The following is a 17385-nucleotide window of genomic DNA, read 5'->3' as shown; positions in this document are numbered from 1 at the left end:
GTAGGATAGTATTTTGATGTAATGTGATTTTCCTGAGCCGAAAAATCCGGATACCCAAACGCCCATACGTGCCGTAATAGTCGAGTCTTTGGGCTGTTCAGCGGCGGCCAGATAAGCATCGAAAAACTTCCGAAAATATTCGGTGAGCTGTTTGGTGACAACGTACTCTTCCAATTCCTGCCAGATACTTTCAGCATCCAGTTGGTCGGCCTTGATGACACCATTGATTGGGCGGTCAATAGGCTTGATGAACAGCTCCCTTATTTCCATGTGGTTTTCTTCTCGATTATTGCACTTCAGGTATCAACCTGAAGGCGCGGTAGTAATGATCTTCGGATAATTTGTTAAACAGGCGCAACGAATAGCCGTCATAACGGCCTGGATAAAACATCAGCAATGGCGTCCTGCCCATTAACGGATGTAGCGCAGATAGCAGGGTGTGGGTTCTAAGCATAGGATAGGCACTACCGACACCCCAAAGAATAAGTAGATCAATGTTATCGAGATCAACCAGGGTAACTACTTTTTGAGCCAATTTATCTTCTTTAAGCACCGGCCGTAAAGCCGCCATGACGGCTTCATCACCTTTTGCCTGTTGCATGTCGATAGCCTTATCGAGCAGTTGTCGTTCCTGAAGTAATTGGATTACCAAGTCAAATAAATTGATGGCCCCTGCGCGGATAGGTGGTTGTGATTTATTCAGGCTGGGGAGAACCGTTTGGGTCAGAAAATCCCGCATCTCCATTTCCCGTTCGGGTGGGTAATCGAAAATCCAGAAACCGATTTCGTTGCCTAGGCCTTTACTGTTCAGGAATTCATCAGAACTTATTTTAGGCAGAATTTGATTGAGCCGTTCCTCGAAAGACAATGCCATTAAGCACGCTCCAAAAGTTCTATTAATGCCGAGTCTCCATGACCTGACAAATAGCGCCGAACATCGGGGTGTAAAGATTGCGGAGTAAGTTTCATGCTGCGTGTGCTTTCAAGGTATTTGGCTTCAGTGAGGATGCGTAAGATGACTTGAAATAGTTTAGCCTGTGTTGATACTGACCATTGGCTCACTATTGAATCCCTATGCCTGCATTCGGTTAAAAAACATTCCCAATCACCAGGAGAAAGCGCCAAGTCCATTCGGCGCTGGTGTTCGATGTAAACATTCTTAATAAAATCGGCTAATAGTTGGCTATGTTTAACCGCTGCAACCAGTAATAAGTGAATAACGACCTCTTGTTCACGCTGAGCAACCATTTCTAAGGCGGTAGCATCAAGGGTATTCAGACGTTTCCTAATCAAACTGGCCAGACGTATAGCAGTGGCAGGTGCTTTCTTTTGCAAGATATTGTCATTAATTAACGCTCGTTTCCATGCCTTATCATCAGGATGGGTCAATAAGAAAGCGGCAATACTGCGACTCTCAAGAGGCATAAGTGAGCCAGCAGCAATTTCCGCATTATAAAAAGGGGTCACAGTTTAACCATAGTGTGTAATTATTTAAATCACATCCATTTTGTAGTTCTTTCCTAAGAGGCAGTTTGGAAACTCTGAATGCAAACTAGACAGATCACGGCTTCGCTTATTGATGCAATGAAAATCTAAGTTTGATTTGTTAAACCATGCCGGTAGGTGTCAGAGTTAACAACGTTTATAGTGTTCGGGTTAAACTGAATCGTCATGAGAAACGAAGGTGGCTTAAGTATTAAGCCATTATTGGCTAATGCTGCACATCAGGCAAGCACTACATTTATCTGGCTCTTCCTGTCTTCGGCAGACTTGAAATGAGCACTACTAAAGTTCAGGCCAGAACTGTTTTATCCAGAAAATTATTGAAAATATCTGGATATATTTTGCAGTGCTTATCCAGTTATTTGCTTGATTTAAATCCTACTGAATATACAGAGGCACAGGCCAAAAGTAATCTGGAAACAAAAAATGCTCTATTGATGGCTTTTTGCCCATTCACAAATTTAGCCGAAAGTTTTTGAATAAACTACCCCGCCGCAAGCAGCGGTGGAATTAAACCCACGAGATTAAAAATCAATCGGTTTTAAAGGAGGAATTTTACTTCTTTCATTTAAAATGTTGCACTCATAAAGAATTGAAAGAATGTCAAATTTACGGCTATTCCATATCACGGTCGAGACCCGCATTTTTATGAAATAGAGTTCATTGACAAAACAGTGATAATGTGACATGTGTTAGGGTGCGGGGAGTACCCTGCTTAAGGGGACAACGTAGAGCACCCGCCCTAACCGGTGAACAGGAGTTTTAACGCTGCTAGGGTGCAGGAATGATTTCGATTTATCAGTAAAATTGGCGGAATGGGAAACGGCTATGATCTTCACCGCCCTCATTGTAATTCCTACGGGAAAACACCTTATGACATGTTAACAAATAAATTCTGCCAATAAATCCATTGGCCACTCTGAGTTTTGAGTCGCACAACTAAGAAAATAGGCGGGTAAAAATTGGGTAAACAGAATATGCAAGGATATACACAAATAGGCATGGCAACGTGAGAGCTATTTATTTTAATCCAATTAATTCAATATGTTATATAAAACAACAGCACTTTTAATGCGATGGTCATGCGTTCGAATCGCATGCGACCCACCAATTAACTTGTTGAATTAAATGTCTTTTTAAGGCTAAAAAAGCTTTAGTAACTGTGTACTAAAACCATCGACTACAGTGATTTTAATAGTAGTCTTGTTTTTACCCTCAAAATTGAGGATACGCAGATGCTGAATTTCCACATTATCAAAGTTGACCTAAAAAACGGCGAAACCCGTTACCGCACAATTCTTACCAAATCTGGTAAGGGAATCAAAACCAAAACATTCAGACCCAAGCAAGATGCCCGTACCCGGGGTAATCGTGCTGTTTTGAATGCCCAGGAATACGAAGCCAAAGGCATTAAGCCCTGCGCTATAAAATTCACTCGCTTAGCTGATGAATACATGCGCTGGTGGACTGGCAAAGACCATGACCGTGTACGATTAGTTTTATGGTGGGGGCAACGCTTAGGCAAAACCTTACTTTCCGATATTACACCGGAACTTATCCGCGACACTCTCAAGCCGAAAAATCACAAGCACCGGCAACCTACAATAAACACCTCGCTGTTTTATCTGCTATTTTGGATTTGGATGGTCACTACTCAGTAAAAGTTATTTAGTCCCTTTTCGATGCTGACTGACAACTTAGCTATTTATATGCGCAAGCTCACCTTCATAAGGCGTTGCATATTTGCAGTCTTTTTGTGGGCACACCTTTTCTGTACCGCGTTTTTTAGTTTCTTTTACTGTCAAAATAGGCCAATCGCATTCTGGGCAATTTTCCTTTATAGGGGCATCCCACAAAGCATAACTACATTTCGGATATTCCGAGCAAGAATAAAATATTTTTCCATTGCGTGACTTACGTTTAAGAATCTTACCTTTTTTACACTGTGGGCATTCGACATTCGTATCTTGTGGCTTTTCTAATGGTTCGATATGCTTACATTGAGGATATCCGCTACAGCCTATAAATTTACCATAGCGTCCCATTTTAAAAACCAACGGCGATCCACAGCTTGGACAGGTTCGACCCTCTAAAACTTCCGGCTCTTCGGTTGCATTAGCATCGTCATTTAAATTTCGAGTATACGAGCATTCAGGATAATGTGTGCAGCCTATAAAGCGACCATTCCTACCCAAACGTATTGATAACGGACTCGCGCATTCAGGACATTTTTCATCAATGACTTCTTGCGTAACATCTTTTCGCTGAACACTGGCTTCTTTTTCATGAATCAGCGTGGTAAAGGGTGTCCAGAACTCGTGCATTAAAGGAATCCAGTCTTTTTCTCCTCGAGAAACCGCATCCAGCTCATCTTCTAAATTGGCGGTAAAATCGTAATCGACGTACTTGGTAAAATGCTCGGTCAAAAATTTGTTAACGATTCTACCGACATCTGTTGGATAAAAACGCTTGGTTTCCAGCGTTACGTATTCACGGTTTTGTAAGGTAGAAATAATCGACGCATACGTTGAAGGCCGACCTATGCCATGCTCTTCCAAAGACTTGACTAAACTAGCTTCGCCATAACGGGGTGGTGGTTCGGTAAAATGCTGCGTACTGGTAATGTCCAGCAGCGTAACCGGACGACCCTCTTCCATAAACGGCAACAGGTTCTCTTTATCATCAGATTCATTGGTATCATCCTTACCTTCCAGATACACCGTCATAAATCCAGGAATAGCAATGGTAGATCCCGTTGCCCTAAAAATATGTTTTTCGCCGTCACAACTTAAATCCACAGCTACCATATCCAAAGTCGCATGTATCATTTGGCAAGCAATCGTGCGCTTCCAAATCAGTTCATACAGTTTAAACTGCTCAACGGTTAAATAATCTTTGAGCTGACTAGGCAGATGACGCGGATAAGTCGGTCGAATCGCCTCATGGGCTTCTTGGGCATTTTTAGATTTGGTTTTAAATTGCCGAGGCTCTTTGGGTACGTTATTCGCGCCATAAATCTCCGCTATTAATGTCCGCATTTCTGTTACGGCATCAGCAGACAAGTTTACCGAATCGGTACGCATATAAGTAATGAGGCCAGCAGTTTCGCCGCCAATATCAATACCTTCGTACAATTGCTGGGCGACCATCATGGTACGTTTAGTCGTAAAGCCGAGTTTACGCGAGGCTTCCTGCTGCAACGTAGAGGTGATAAAAGGTGGCGCAGGATTGCGTTTTTGCTGCTTTTTTTCCAGCTCGCTAACCAACAACTGGCCATCGGCGGCATGCAAGAGCGTTTGCTTGGCTTCTTCTGCTAAATCCTGGGTGTTAAGACTAAACTGATTGAGTTTTTCGCCATTGTAATGGGTAAGCTTGGCTTTAAAACCTTGCTCTTGCGCCGTTAATAACGCATCAGTTGTCCAATATTCGCGGGTTTTAAACGCTTCAATTTCAAGCTCACGTTCAACAATCATGCGTAATGCAGGGCTTTGTACGCGACCTGCCGATAAACCCCTGCGAATTTTTTTCCACAGTAACGGCGACAGATTAAAGCCCACCAAATAATCCAGTGCGCGACGTGCTTGCTGGGCATTGATGAGATTAATAGCCAGTTCTTCAGGGTGTGCAATGGCCTCCGTCACCGCTTTTTTGGTGATCTCATGAAAAGCAACCCGATGTACTGTTTTGTTTTTTAGCTGATTTTTTTCGTTAAGCAGCTCGTACAAATGCCAGGAAATCGCCTCGCCTTCCCTGTCAGGATCGGTAGCCAGATATAATGTATCGGCACCTTTAAGCGCTTTGGTAATAGCCTGTACGTGCTTTTGGTTGCGATCAATAATTTCATACTTCATGGCGAAATCATTGTTTGGATCCACAGCGCCCTCTTTGGGAACAAGGTCGCGCACATGGCCGTAAGAAGCTAAAACCTGAAAATCAGGCCCCAAATATTTCTCAATGGTTTTGGCTTTGGCGGGTGATTCTACAATAACAAGATTTTTACTCATTTATTCGATAGTACTAGAAGGTCAGTAGTTAGTGTAAGTAAATAGGTACTAGGCCATAAACAATATCTTCCATTCTGGAAAAAGCAATTTCTTCATCGGGCTGGCTTAATAACACCATAAGCACTATCCATTTTAATTTTTCGATGGATATCTCCTCATTACCCAACGCCATCACTCGATCAATAACAATTTCCCGGTTACACGCGTTCAGGATACCGTTTTGCTCAAGAAACATAATAAAGCCCCGGCATTCCAAATCCAGCTTAGCCACTTCTTCTGCGCAAAAAATACGAAAAGCCGGTGCTACAGTGGGTTTAATCGCACCTTGAAAGCCCAATGACTCTAGCCAATCAAAGGCTTTATTAACTTCGATTTGCTCAAAGCCCGCAGCTAGCAATTCGGTACGTACCGCATCACTGTCCGGCAGTATTTCCACTTCATCCTCCATGTAGTTTTCAAACAAATACATCAGGACATCAAACACATTTTCTTTCATAGGAGTCATTACGGCTTATTTTATGCGGATATAACAACCAGCGGTTGCCTCTATATAACCTTGCAGCTCCAAAATCAGCAGCATTGATGAGATCACTTCTACAGATTCACCCGTATTTTCAACCAAACTATCAACAGAAGTTGGACCAAACATGATGAGATTCAATAATGTTTGTTGCTCCAGGTCAAGCGTTGATTGCAAAGCAAAAGGCACTATTTTATCAAGCCTATGATTATAATGATTTAATTCTTCAAGAATATCTTCAGTGGTCTCAACAAGCTTCGCACCTTCGCGAATCAGTGCGTTACAACCACGTGCCAATGGGTTATGAATTGAGCCTGGAATCGCAAAAACCTCTCGATTTTGTTCCAGTGCCATCCGTGCGGTAATCAAAGAGCCACTGCCCTTAGCGGCTTCAACGACTAACAAGCCCTGCGATAAACCACTGATAATCCGATTACGCCGTGGAAAGTGATTGGCTTTGGCAACAGTGCCAGGCGGAAACTCTGAAATAATGGCGCCGGTGTTAACAATCTCAAGCGCCAAATCTTTATGCTTAGCCGGATAAATGCGATCCAGCCCTGTGCCTGCAACAGCAATGGTAAAACCTTGGGCATTTAACGCCCCCCGATGACTGGCAGCATCTATGCCTAACGCCAAGCCGCTGGTAATAACAAAGCCACACTGACTGAGTATCTTGGCAAAATCAAAAGCAGTCTCAAGACCTAAAGCCGATGGATTACGGCTACCGACAATCGCTATTTGTGGCCATGATAACAGCTCTGGCTTGCCGCGTACAAACAGGAGGGGGGGTGGATCGAAAATTTCTTTGAGTTGGGCGGGGTAATTGGCATCATTAAGCGTAATAACACTGTTATTTTTACCCTCTAACCACAGCAAATCCAAATCGACACGCGGCCAATCCGGTTTTTGAATAGCTTCGATGCTTTCACTTTTTAAGCGCAAGGCTCTGAGGGATGAGGCAGATTCTTCAAATAACTGAGCGGGTGTGTGGGTTAACAACAACTTAACAAAAGTTTTGCAACCCACACTTGGCGTACGTAATAACGCCAGCCAGTATTTGATGTCTTCGGTAGGCTGGTTGAAGGTGCTCAGGGGGTCTGTACTTTATCAAGTACATGTATGGCCTGTGAAGCTTTCATCACCAAGGCGTAACTGATATGCTCAAAGGGACGGAACACCATCAACGTACCGGCAAACTCATCAGGCAGCTTGACGACATCGTTTTTAATTACGCTGTAAGGATCTCGGGCAATTTTACCGCGCTTGTAAATATCCAGTTCATGACCGGGCAAAAGCCCTTCATCTGTTCCCCTATCGATCACCACCACATTGTAGCGACCAATTTGCGAAACCCCTCCTAGCACGCTAATAATACTGGAATTTATGGTTTGTTCGGGTGGCCTTGGAAAATAATTGAGACTGACATTTTCCTCAATATTGGCCATAATTCTATCGCCGATGCGAATTTCGCTATTGGCTTTAGTAATCATTAAAGTGGCTGGATTGCCTTCCTCTTGCAAGCTGGCATTGCCGATATATTTAGCTTCGTAACCCAAAATTTCTTTGCTTCCGGGGCGAATATAGGCATCACCGGGTCTGTAGATAGTGTAAGACATGGTTTTTGGCTGTACCATACCGCGCACGTAAAGCTTATTACCGGTACCCGCGATAAGATGCTCACCGGCCAGATCAACAATGTACGGAGCGCTATTAAGCTCGTTAGCGCCGACTACGCGCGGAGACGTCAAAAACTGGTCAATTTCATCGGTGGCAATAAGCTGAACCGCTTTCTTAATGTCAGTTACCCTAACACACGGTGATAATTTTCCGGTCGCTAGCGCATAATTAGTACGTCCAGTGGTAATATCTTCATTTTCTATACCACAATCCGCGTTGTCATTAAAACGTGCTTGATCTGATTGGTATTGCAGTGTGTCCCTGGAAAAGCTAAGGCGAGGCTTACCATCAACCGTTGAAAAGTATATGGTATCGCCAGGATAGATAAGATGCGGGTTGCGTATTTGGGAATTGTAACTCCACAGCTCCGGCCATTGCGAAGGGCGTTGCAAAAATTGCCCCGAAATAGCCCATAGAGTATCGCCTTCAACAACGGTATATTGGCCTGGATGATTGGGATTAAGCTGTATTTCATCTGCCCAAACGCTCATGCTAAACAGCAAAGGTACAAGTAATCTTATCGGTGTTGGAAAAGCCATATCGAGTCCTGAGAGGTCTTTTTAATGTGTGCGAATTCAAAGTTTAGATGAATTCAGTTAGAATTCCAGTATTCAATTATATTAACGGAGGAGTGTCGTTGACTATTTTAACCATTCTCGAATTTCCTGATGAACGTTTGCGTAAAAAAGCGGCGGTCGTTCATAAAATCGATCATTCCATCAAAAAACTGGCTGATGACATGCTGGAAACCATGTATGAGGCGCGTGGCGTTGGCTTGGCTGCAACCCAAGTCAATGTCCAGCAGCGGGTCATCGTTATCGATATTAGCGAAGAAAAAAATGAGCCTTTGTTTTTCATTAATCCGGAAATTATTGAAAAAGACGGCATTGAAGAATCCGAAGAAGGCTGTCTTTCTGTGCCTGGCTTTTACGAAAAAGTTAAACGCGCTGAACACATCACAGTAAAAGCATTAGACAGGGATGGCAAAGCTTTTGAGCTGCAAGCCCGCGATTTACTGGCGGTTTGCATACAGCACGAACTGGATCATCTGGAAGGCAAATTATTTGTAGATTATATATCCTCATTAAAACGACAACGCATTAAATCAAAGTTGGAAAAAATTCATAAACTGAATCAAGTCAAATCATGAAAATTGTTTTTGCGGGTACGCCCGCGTTTGCCGTACCCAGCTTGCAAATGTTGCTGGATTCCCAGCATGATGTCTGTGCAGTTTACACCCAACCGGATCGCCCTGCCGGCAGAGGCCAAAAACTACAGCCTAGCCCTGTTAAAGAACTGGCATTACAGGCCAATATTCCGGTTTTACAACCGCTGTCTTTAAAAAATCCTGACGATTTAGGGCAACTGGCGGCATTTAATGCCGATCTTATTATTGTGGTCGCTTATGGCATGATATTGCCGCAGACGGTGCTGGATTTGCCCAGATTAGGCTGTTTGAATGTGCATGGCTCATTGTTACCCCGCTGGCGCGGTGCCGCGCCTATTCAACGGGCACTCATGGCTGGGGATGACAAAACCGGCGTCACCATTATGCAAGTGGCGCTTAAACTTGATGCTGGCGATATGCTGCATAAAGAAGAATACGCGATAAATAACCAGGATACTGCCAGTAATTTACACGATAAATTATCGACATTAGGCGCTATTGGCCTTTCCAAGGTATTGATACAGCTAAAAAACGCTACGCTACATCCCGAAAAACAGGATGAATCGCTAGTTACCTATGCAGAGAAATTATCCAAGCAGGAAGCTGTCATAGACTGGTCAACATCGGCTCAGGATATTGGCCGAAAAATAAGAGGCTTAAATGCCTGGCCAGTTGCGCAAACGCTATACCAGGGTAATGTCTTAAGGATTTGGCAAGCCGAAGTCTTGGATGCACACACAAAAGAGCCACCCGGCACCGTTAGCGCCACACACAAGCAGATGGACGTGGCGACAGGACAAGGTCGGCTGCGTATATTAGAAGTGCAATTACCCGGCGGCAAGCGCCTGCCCATTCATGCTTTTCTGAATGCCCACTCTGTTAATGATTTGATATTAGGTTGAATAATCAGTGAATACACGCCGCGTTGCTGCACAAGTTTTGTCTTCCATAATAGACGAAGGACAATCGCTAACAATGGCCTTGGACTCAGCTTTGCAAACCATCGAATCCAGCAAAGATCGCGCTTTTGTACAAGCCATTTGTTATGGTGTGTGCCGGTATTATTACCGACTGGATTTCATTCTCAGCCAATTACTCGATAAGCCGTTAAAAGATACCAGCATCAAAGCCTTAGCGTTGGTGGGGCTGTATCAACTGGGCTTTATGCGGGTAAAACCTTATGCGGCAATATCTGAGACAGTGGCAGCGGTCGGCAAAAAAGCCTGGGCAAAAGGTCTTATCAATGCACTGCTTAGAAACTACCTGAGAAAACAAACCGAACTGGAAGCTGCTGCCGATAACACTTTATCAGCGGCAACCAGCCACCCTGATTGGCTGATTGAACAGATTAGCCAAAGCTGGCCTGAACAATCGGCACAGATTTTTGCTCAAAACAACCTGCAACCGCCTATGAGCCTGCGGGTTAATCTGTCAAAAATCAGCCGTGACAATTACTTACAGCAACTGAACCAACACGATATTTCTGGCACTGCGCCGCCACAGTGCGCAAGCGCCATTATCTTGCATAAACCTGTCGCGGTAGAATTACTACCCGGCTTTGCACAAGGCTTAATTTCAGTGCAGGACAGCGCCGCGCAACTGGCTGCCGAACTGCTGGATGTACAAACGGGGGATCGGGTATTGGATTTGTGCGCTGCGCCAGGCGGCAAAACCGCGCATATTTTGGAAAGCCAGCCGCATTTAAAAGAATTAATCGCTGTTGATATTGATGACTCCAGAATGGTGCGCGTTAGCGAAAACTTGCAGCGTTTGCAATTGCAGGCTACCCAGATAGTTGCAGATGCCGCAACACCACAAGATTGGTGGGATAATATCCCGTTTCAGCGTATTTTATTAGATGCCCCTTGCTCGGCACTGGGCGTTATTCGCCGTCATCCTGATATTAAATTGCTGCGAAGAGTTGAAGATATTGCGCAATTACAGGTCTTACAAAAAAACCTGCTCGAAGCCGCGTGGTCAATGCTCGCTATCGGTGGAACCCTGCTGTATGCAACGTGCTCCATACTTAAGTCAGAAAATGAACAGCAAGCGGCGGCATTTTTAGCCACACACTCAGATGCCATTGAGTGGCCAATTTTGTCCGATTGGGGCATGATACGACCCGTTGGCAAACAAATTATCAGTGGCGAATCAGGTATGGATGGCTTTTATTATGCCCGCTTCAAAAAACAGTAACTGAACGCTATTATCCACGGAAAGCACGAAAAAAATGACCGCGCTAATGGGGTTCAAAGTGAGCTATTATCAAGTACACCTTGCAGAGGCTGAGCACTCTGAATGCATCAGGTTCGCTGCTTGCGCCAAGAGTTTTTTGCGTGTTTTTTGTCGGTTTCGTGAAAAAAATACCTTATTACATCAATGGATTTGTTGTTTCTTAGCGTTGGTTTTATCGCTGTTATCGGCATCATTACACGCCGCCGATGAGGTATCAACCATCAAACAAGCCAGCCTAAGCTTGCAGGACAATAGCTATGTGCTCTCTGCTGAAATCAATTACTACTTTAGTAAAAAAGCCCTAAATGCCTTGCAAAATGGTGTGCCTTTATTCTGGATTGTGCAGGTTGAAGTCCAGGAACAACACGACCTGCTTTGGAACAGAACGCTGGCCGAAAAGGAAATACGTTATCGTTTGCAATACCATGCCCTGCTGAACATGTATCGGGTAAAAAATGAAAGCAGCGGCGAGGTATACAATTTTTCTACTTTATCCGCGGCCCTGGATTTAATGTCAAATATCCGCGACTTCCCGGTTATTTCCAGCGGCTTTATCAATCTTAAAAAAAATCAATACCGTGCCGCAATGCGAGTGTTGTTCAACCGTAATGCCCTGCCCTTACCGTTACGCACAATGGCCTACCTAAATCCGCAGTGGTATCTTTCCAGTGAATGGAGCACATGGTCACTAACAAAATGAAATTGCCCGTTAACGTGTTCATCTTAATCTTGTTTGGATTGATTTTGGCGTCGTTACAACTAATGAGTTCGGCCACTCAGGAATCCTCGCAACTGAGCGCCATGTATTCCTGGCTACTGATCATTAACGCTTTGGGCTCTGTCATCTTGCTGGGCTTGGTTTGCGCCAATATTTACTCACTGACTAAACAGCTAAAAAAACGCGAGGCGGGATCGCGGTTAACAACGCGCATGATTTCGCTATTCGTATTACTGGCACTGGCACCGGCTATTATCGTATTCTATTTTTCCATGCAGTTTTTACATCAAGGTTTTGACAGCTGGTTTAACGTGGAAATAGACCGGGCGATGGAAGATGCGCTGGAATTGAGCCAAACCTCTCTGGATCAGCGCATGCGCTGGCACTTACGACAAACCCAGCAATTAGCTGAAAAATTGCAAGAAACCTCCGAAAGCATGGCTTCTTTTGAAATGGAAAACTTGCTGGATCAGTCTGGCTCATCGGAAATGACGCTGTTTTCACGTCAAGGCCGTATCATTGCTTCCAGCAGCACCAATCCAGGCGATCTTTTACCCAGCTTGCCTGATGAACACGCCTGGCTACAACTGCGCCGCAATGGTGAGTTTGTCACCTTGGCACCTATCCATGACAATGAATTGATGATCCGTGTCATGGTGACAATTAAGGCACAAGAGCCTTACTATTTACAGGCACTTTTTACCGTCCCCACACGCATTGCCGATTTAGCCGATTCGGTCGAATTTGCCTTTGTGCGCTATCAGGAAATGAATTTTCTACGCGACTCGCTCAAATTAAGTTTTTCACTGACCTTGTCGCTGGTATTGCTGATGAGCATGCTGGCGGCGATTTGGGTGGCTTTTATCAGCATCCGCAACATTATTGCCCCGGTTAAAGAGCTAGTTAAAGGTACTCAGGCGGTGGCATCAGGCCATTACGACCAGCAATTGCCAGTGGTGACCCATGATGACCTGGGCTTTTTGGTAGAATCGTTTAATGATATGACGCACCGTATTGCCATGGCGCGCGATGAAACCAAACAAGCCGGATTTATCGTTGAAAACCAACGCGCTTACCTGGAAACCATACTGGCCAATTTAACCGCTGGCGTCATCAGTTTCGACGTGGAATATAAAATCCGTACCGCCAATCAGGCCGCCTACCGGATTTTCCATGTCCACGTCAGCCATTTTATTGGCCAAACCTTGTTGGAAGTGGCAGAAATTTATTCGGAACTGGCCGAGCCCCTAAAATCCATTCAGCGCCTATTGGTACAAACCGATGATATTTGGCAGCACCGGATCGCTTTTTTAGGCCCCAATGGTCGACAAGAGCTGCTCTGCCGTGGCACGCCGTTATTTTCTCAACTGGGCATACGCGTGGGTGCGGTGGTGGTGTTTGATGACGTAACCAATTTAATCCAGGCGCAAAAAAATGCTGCCTGGGGTGAAGTGGCAAGACGATTAGCACACGAAATCAAAAATCCATTAACGCCGATACAATTATCCGCCGAACGTTTGCAACATAAGCTGGCCTCAAAATTAGATCCTGCGGATGCCGATATTTTGCAACGATCTACCGCGACCATAGTCCAACAAGTTGAAGCCATGAAAGAAATGGTGGATGATTTCTCCGAGTACGCCAAACCGTCTAAAAAACAGACGGTTGATATTAACCTGCCAACGTTGGTACAGGAAGTATTAGCACTCTATACTTTGCCGTCTAGTGTAAAATTTAAAACCTATTATGACCAAACAGGCTTACTGATCATCAAAGGCGATCCGATCAGTATGCGGCAAGTCCTTCATAATCTGATTAAAAATGCGCTGGAGGCGATAGATGGCAACGGTCAAATAGACATTATCATCCATCGCGTGCAACAAAATAATACCGATTTTATAGAAATAGGCTTATATGACGATGGCCACGGCGTTAATGAGGAACAACTGGAATCCATTTTTGAACCTTATGTGACCAGCAAAGCCAAAGGCACAGGTTTAGGGCTCGCCATCGTCAAAAAAATAATTGAACAACATGGCGGCGCAATATGGGTCGATACTACACGCCACATTGGTGTCGGCTTTATCATACAGCTCCCTGCAAGCAACTTTGAAATATCTGAGAAACCATGAACACACAAAAACCCCGTATCTTAGTTGTTGATGATGAACCCGACATTCGCAGCCTGGTCTGCGAAATCCTTGAAGATGAAGGCTATCAGGTTTATGCCGCAGAAAATGCCAGAGTGGCACACGAATTAAAAGAATCTAAAATTCCGCATTTAATTCTGCTAGACATCTGGATGCCCGATACCGATGGCATTACGTTACTGAAAGAGTGGGTCGCTGAAGATGCCCTGCTTTGCCCTGTAGTCATGATGTCTGGCCACGGTTCGGTAGAAACCGCTGTGGAAGCCACACGACTTGGCGCTTATGATTTTCTTGAAAAGCCGCTGTCGCTGGCGAAACTACTGCTCATTATCGAAAGAGCCCTTGAAGCCAGCAATCTGCAAATAGAAAATGCTGGTCTTAAACAACAACTAATCGTCGATATTGAGCCCATTGGCAAAAGCGCCGCTGTTGCCAGAATCAAAGACCATCTCAAGCGTCTGGCGCAACACGATGCACGTATCCTGTTTACCGGTGAAGCAGGGGTCGGCAAAGAAATGTACGCCCGTTATTTGCATAACAACAGCCCTCACCGTGATGGTCCCTTTATTGATGTCGCCGTGGGCAGTATTTCCCCCGAAAATTCAGCGGTAGAATTTTTTGGTAAAGAGGATAACGGTAGAATCCATATCGGTCTATTGGAACGGGCGCATAAAGGCACCTTATTTCTGGGTGAAATAGGCGATATGGACAAAGAAACCCAATCACGCCTGTTAAGTGCCCTGGAATCCAACACTTTTTTACGCGTGGGGGGCAGTGAAGCCGTACGGGTCGATGTCAGAATAATTACCTCGACACGCATTTCCCTGGAAGAAGAAATGCGCTTACGGCGTTTTCGGCAAGACTTGTTTTACCTGCTTAACGAAGTCATTATCGACATTCCGCCACTGCGGGAACACAGCGAAGACGTGCCGGGATTGCTCAATTTTTATGTCGATTATTTTGTCAACCACGAAAAATTAGCTTTCCGACGTTTTTCGATGGCGGCACAAAATTTTTTACGCAACTACAGTTGGCGCGGCAATGTACGGGAATTAAAAAATCTGGTGCAACGCCTGATGATCCTGGGTGTGGGTGAAGATATTGAATTAGCAGAAGTTAAGGCGGCTTTGGGCACCGTGGCCAGCGATGTCATGTCATCGTCATCCGTACCCGACTTTTTTAATCTGCCTTTAAAAGAAGCCAGGGATCATTTTGAAAAAGCCTATCTGGAATATCATTTTGAAAAAACCGGGGGCAGTGTTGCAAAATTATCCGCAGCCGTAGGCATGGAGCGTACCCATCTTTATCGCAAATTACACTCGCTAAATATCAAGGTTTAACATAATTACTGCGACTTATTTGCGATTCTCTATAATAAAAATTGAAAAACCGGGCAATATTTAGTATGATTGGCGGTCATTTATTTAGCCTTTAATAGCAAGACGTAAGTAACGAATGAAAACATTTAGTGCAAAACCAGAAGAAGTTAAGCGCGATTGGTACGTAGTCGATGCAGAGGGAAAGACATTAGGTCGTCTTGCTTCTGAGATTGCACTTCGTCTTCGCGGCAAACATAAACCAGAATATACACCGCATGTTGATACCGGTGATTACATTATTGTCGTCAATGCCGAAAAAATTGGCGTTACCGGCAATAAAGAAAAAAATAAACTTTATCAACATCACACTGGCTACATCGGTAATTTAAAAACCGTAAGCCTGGGTAAATTAAGAAAAACGTTTCCTGATCGTATTATTACTACAGCGATTAAAGGGATGTTGCCAAACAATCCATTAGGACGTGCCATGTTCAAGAAATTGAAAGTGTATGCAGGCCCTGAACATGATCATCAGGCTCAACAGCCAAAAGTTTTAGAATTATAAGCGAGTAGACTCTAATGGCAGCAACTCAATATTATGGAACCGGTCGTCGTAAATGTGCAATAGCACGTGTTTATGCAACAACAGGAACCGGAAAAATCACCGTTAACTCGAAGACTCTTGAGGAATATTTTGGTCGCAAAACTGACCAGATGGTTTCTTGCCAGCCACTGCAATCCGTTGAGATGGAAGGCAAGTTCGACATCAACGTGATTGTTAAAGGCGGCGGCCCCTCTGGCCAAGCCGGTGCCATTCGCCACGGTCTTACCCGTGCTCTGATGGTATACGACGAAACACTACGCCCAGTACTTAGAAAAGCGGGCTTTGTTACCCGTGATTCGCGTATTGTAGAACGCAAGAAAATTGGTCTTCATAAAGCCAGAAAGCGTCCTCAGTACTCAAAACGTTAAGATTATATTTGCGCGAGGCTTACGTCTCGCTTTATATCAAAAAAGGGCAGCATTTTTTATATGCTGCCCTTTTTTTTGTTTAGGGTGATCATTTCATAACCGCCAAAATATCTTCTTTAATTTGGGCATTAAAACTCCATTACTAAACAGTGCTTTGTAACGTGATGTAATGTTAGATTTAACACAATTTTCTCCCAAAATAGATGCATTCAATTTTGGAGTAAATGATGATTTATTCCAATCAGCCCATCACGGCCTGTTCAGTAAAGTGGTAAAACCACGTTGCCAAACAGTGTTTGGCAACGTGTAACTCATCATCTTACGGGTTATGCAGCCTCGGGGATTTCGATAATTGCCATTATGGTGTTTTCTTCAAAAGTAACCGGTGTTGACAACATATCCTGGGCACCAATTTGTAAGGATTGCAAACACGCCTCCTTACTTTTTTCTTGAGCATTAACACCAGGTAAATCAATAAGCCAACCTATCCACCATCCATCTACTTGTTTTAGCATCGCACGATATTTCATTATTTATCTCACAAAAGGTAATCCTAAATCTTTGCAAATCTTCCGAGCCAATTCATCGACAATCTCACGGTGTCTAGGCACTTGTGTTTTGAGTCCACGGCATTCAACAATAGTGTGACGACTACCTTCCCGTAATATCACCGCACCATTGCGCATTAAATACTGTAATAATTCTAATCTTTTCATAGCCGCCAATTGTACACAAAAACTACTTCTAAGTCGTAGCTGTCGTGGCTAGCCACTATTTTATATTAACGCTCACTCATCACCAGCAAAATGCCTTTTTTAACTTCGGCACTTTGGAAGGTGTTATTTTGCGCCAACGCTTGTTTTAGAAACAGGGATGAATCAGGATCACGCCCAGCGGCGCTACCAATCCATTGTTGGGCTTGTTCTGCGGCATCATCTGGCGCTTGGCGTGCCCAATTTAACAGGGTTTTGGTTGCATCAACATTGCCCATCCACGATAACGCCGTACCGCTGGCAGCAAAAGCAGCAGATTCCAGCGTCTGGGTTTGGAAGGTTTTTCTAAACAGTGGTAATGCTTACGGATTACACATTTCCTTCATGAATGCCAGTCCTTTAATGA

Annotated in this window: 20 protein-coding genes; 10 read left to right on the top strand and 10 right to left on the bottom strand. The window is 44.3% G+C overall.

Going from position 1 to position 17385, the window contains the following annotated elements; translation table 11 throughout:
* The 3 genes from ACHZC4_RS06730 to ACHZC4_RS06720 all read right to left on the bottom strand — a co-directional run.
* On the bottom strand, positions 1 to 270 hold a 270-nt coding region (locus tag ACHZC4_RS06730; RefSeq protein ID WP_394753056.1), incomplete at its 3' end, for a hypothetical protein.
* Positions 271 to 286: 16 nt separating this feature from the next.
* Positions 287 to 874 (bottom strand): DUF1788 domain-containing protein, encoded by a 588-nt coding sequence (locus ACHZC4_RS06725; protein WP_394753055.1) that lies wholly within the window; start codon positions 872 to 874, stop codon positions 287 to 289.
* Positions 874 to 1467, bottom strand: a complete 594-nt coding sequence (locus ACHZC4_RS06720; RefSeq protein ID WP_394753054.1) for a DUF1819 family protein — start codon at positions 1465 to 1467, stop codon at positions 874 to 876. Before ACHZC4_RS06720 ends, ACHZC4_RS06725 begins: the two co-directional genes overlap by 1 nt.
* 308 nt (positions 1468 to 1775) lie before the next feature.
* On the opposite strand from ACHZC4_RS06720, the gene ACHZC4_RS06715 reads away from it, so the two are divergent.
* Both ACHZC4_RS06715 and ACHZC4_RS06710 read left to right on the top strand, forming a co-directional pair.
* Positions 1776 to 1982, top strand: a complete 207-nt coding sequence (locus tag ACHZC4_RS06715) for a hypothetical protein (RefSeq protein ID WP_394753053.1) — start codon at positions 1776 to 1778, stop codon at positions 1980 to 1982.
* Between the two features lie 756 nt (positions 1983 to 2738).
* The gene (locus tag ACHZC4_RS06710; RefSeq protein ID WP_394753052.1) at positions 2739 to 3164 is read left to right on the top strand and encodes a hypothetical protein; all 426 of its coding nucleotides are present in this window, start codon (positions 2739 to 2741) and stop codon (positions 3162 to 3164) included.
* A 36-nt stretch (positions 3165 to 3200) separates the two neighbouring features.
* Here the strand turns inward: ACHZC4_RS06710 and topA are convergent, their stop codons facing one another.
* The 4 genes from topA to ACHZC4_RS06690 form a co-directional block, all read right to left on the bottom strand.
* Positions 3201 to 5507 carry a type I DNA topoisomerase gene (gene topA, locus ACHZC4_RS06705; protein ID WP_394753051.1) on the bottom strand — a complete coding sequence of 769 codons (2307 nt, stop codon included), beginning with the start codon at positions 5505 to 5507 and terminating at the stop codon, positions 3201 to 3203.
* 28 nt (positions 5508 to 5535) lie between these two features.
* The gene (locus ACHZC4_RS06700; RefSeq protein ID WP_394753063.1) at positions 5536 to 6003 is read right to left on the bottom strand and encodes a DUF494 domain-containing protein; all 468 of its coding nucleotides are present in this window, start codon (positions 6001 to 6003) and stop codon (positions 5536 to 5538) included.
* Positions 6004 to 6018: 15 nt separating this feature from the next.
* On the bottom strand, positions 6019 to 7053 hold the full coding sequence (dprA, locus tag ACHZC4_RS06695) for a DNA-processing protein DprA (protein WP_394753050.1): 1035 nt from the start codon (positions 7051 to 7053) through the stop codon (positions 6019 to 6021).
* A 62-nt stretch (positions 7054 to 7115) separates the two neighbouring features.
* Positions 7116 to 8243, bottom strand: a complete 1128-nt coding sequence (locus ACHZC4_RS06690) for a LysM peptidoglycan-binding domain-containing protein (protein WP_394753049.1) — start codon at positions 8241 to 8243, stop codon at positions 7116 to 7118.
* 98 nt (positions 8244 to 8341) lie between these two features.
* Here ACHZC4_RS06690 and def point away from each other — a divergent pair, with 98 nt between their 5' ends.
* The 8 genes from def (at position 8342) to rpsI (ending at position 16266) form a co-directional block, all read left to right on the top strand.
* Entirely contained in the window at positions 8342 to 8854 is a 513-nt protein-coding gene (gene def / locus ACHZC4_RS06685; protein ID WP_394753048.1) for a peptide deformylase, read from the top strand.
* A complete protein-coding gene (gene fmt, locus ACHZC4_RS06680) occupies positions 8851 to 9774 on the top strand; it encodes a methionyl-tRNA formyltransferase (protein ID WP_394753047.1) in 924 nt (307 codons plus the stop codon). The genes def and fmt overlap by 4 nt, the downstream gene beginning before the upstream one ends.
* Before the next feature lie 7 nt (positions 9775 to 9781).
* Positions 9782 to 11068 carry a 16S rRNA (cytosine(967)-C(5))-methyltransferase RsmB gene (rsmB, locus tag ACHZC4_RS06675; RefSeq protein WP_394753046.1) on the top strand — a complete coding sequence of 429 codons (1287 nt, stop codon included), beginning with the start codon at positions 9782 to 9784 and terminating at the stop codon, positions 11066 to 11068.
* 58 nt (positions 11069 to 11126) lie between these two features.
* Positions 11127 to 11807, top strand: coding sequence for a DUF4390 domain-containing protein (locus ACHZC4_RS06670; RefSeq protein WP_394753045.1), 681 nt, complete (start codon positions 11127 to 11129; stop codon positions 11805 to 11807).
* Positions 11789 to 13957 (top strand): ATP-binding protein, encoded by a 2169-nt coding sequence (locus ACHZC4_RS06665; protein WP_394753044.1) that lies wholly within the window; start codon positions 11789 to 11791, stop codon positions 13955 to 13957. Before ACHZC4_RS06670 ends, ACHZC4_RS06665 begins: the two co-directional genes overlap by 19 nt.
* Entirely contained in the window at positions 13954 to 15315 is a 1362-nt protein-coding gene (locus ACHZC4_RS06660; protein ID WP_394753043.1) for a sigma-54-dependent transcriptional regulator, read from the top strand. The genes ACHZC4_RS06665 and ACHZC4_RS06660 overlap by 4 nt, the downstream gene beginning before the upstream one ends.
* A 115-nt stretch (positions 15316 to 15430) precedes the next feature.
* Positions 15431 to 15859 (top strand): 50S ribosomal protein L13, encoded by a 429-nt coding sequence (gene rplM, locus ACHZC4_RS06655; RefSeq protein WP_394753042.1) that lies wholly within the window; start codon positions 15431 to 15433, stop codon positions 15857 to 15859.
* 14 nt (positions 15860 to 15873) lie between these two features.
* Positions 15874 to 16266, top strand: a complete 393-nt coding sequence (gene rpsI / locus ACHZC4_RS06650) for a 30S ribosomal protein S9 (RefSeq protein WP_087145985.1) — start codon at positions 15874 to 15876, stop codon at positions 16264 to 16266.
* A 326-nt stretch (positions 16267 to 16592) separates the two neighbouring features.
* Here the strand turns inward: rpsI and ACHZC4_RS06645 are convergent, their stop codons facing one another.
* The 3 genes from ACHZC4_RS06645 to ACHZC4_RS06635 form a co-directional block, all read right to left on the bottom strand.
* Positions 16593 to 16796, bottom strand: coding sequence for a type II toxin-antitoxin system HicB family antitoxin (locus ACHZC4_RS06645; protein WP_394753041.1), 204 nt, complete (start codon positions 16794 to 16796; stop codon positions 16593 to 16595).
* Positions 16797 to 16799: 3 nt separating this feature from the next.
* Entirely contained in the window at positions 16800 to 16982 is a 183-nt protein-coding gene (locus tag ACHZC4_RS06640; RefSeq protein WP_394753040.1) for a hypothetical protein, read from the bottom strand.
* A 65-nt stretch (positions 16983 to 17047) separates the two neighbouring features.
* Positions 17048 to 17257 (bottom strand): hypothetical protein, encoded by a 210-nt coding sequence (locus tag ACHZC4_RS06635; protein ID WP_394753039.1) that lies wholly within the window; start codon positions 17255 to 17257, stop codon positions 17048 to 17050.
* Positions 17258 to 17385: the final 128 nt, after the last annotated feature.

The organism is Crenothrix sp. (genome assembly GCF_043729335.1).
Classification (GTDB): domain Bacteria; phylum Pseudomonadota; class Gammaproteobacteria; order Methylococcales; family Methylomonadaceae; genus Crenothrix.
The sequence above is the reverse complement of the archived record's forward strand: the minus strand, read 5'-3'. Positions and strand labels throughout refer to the sequence as shown.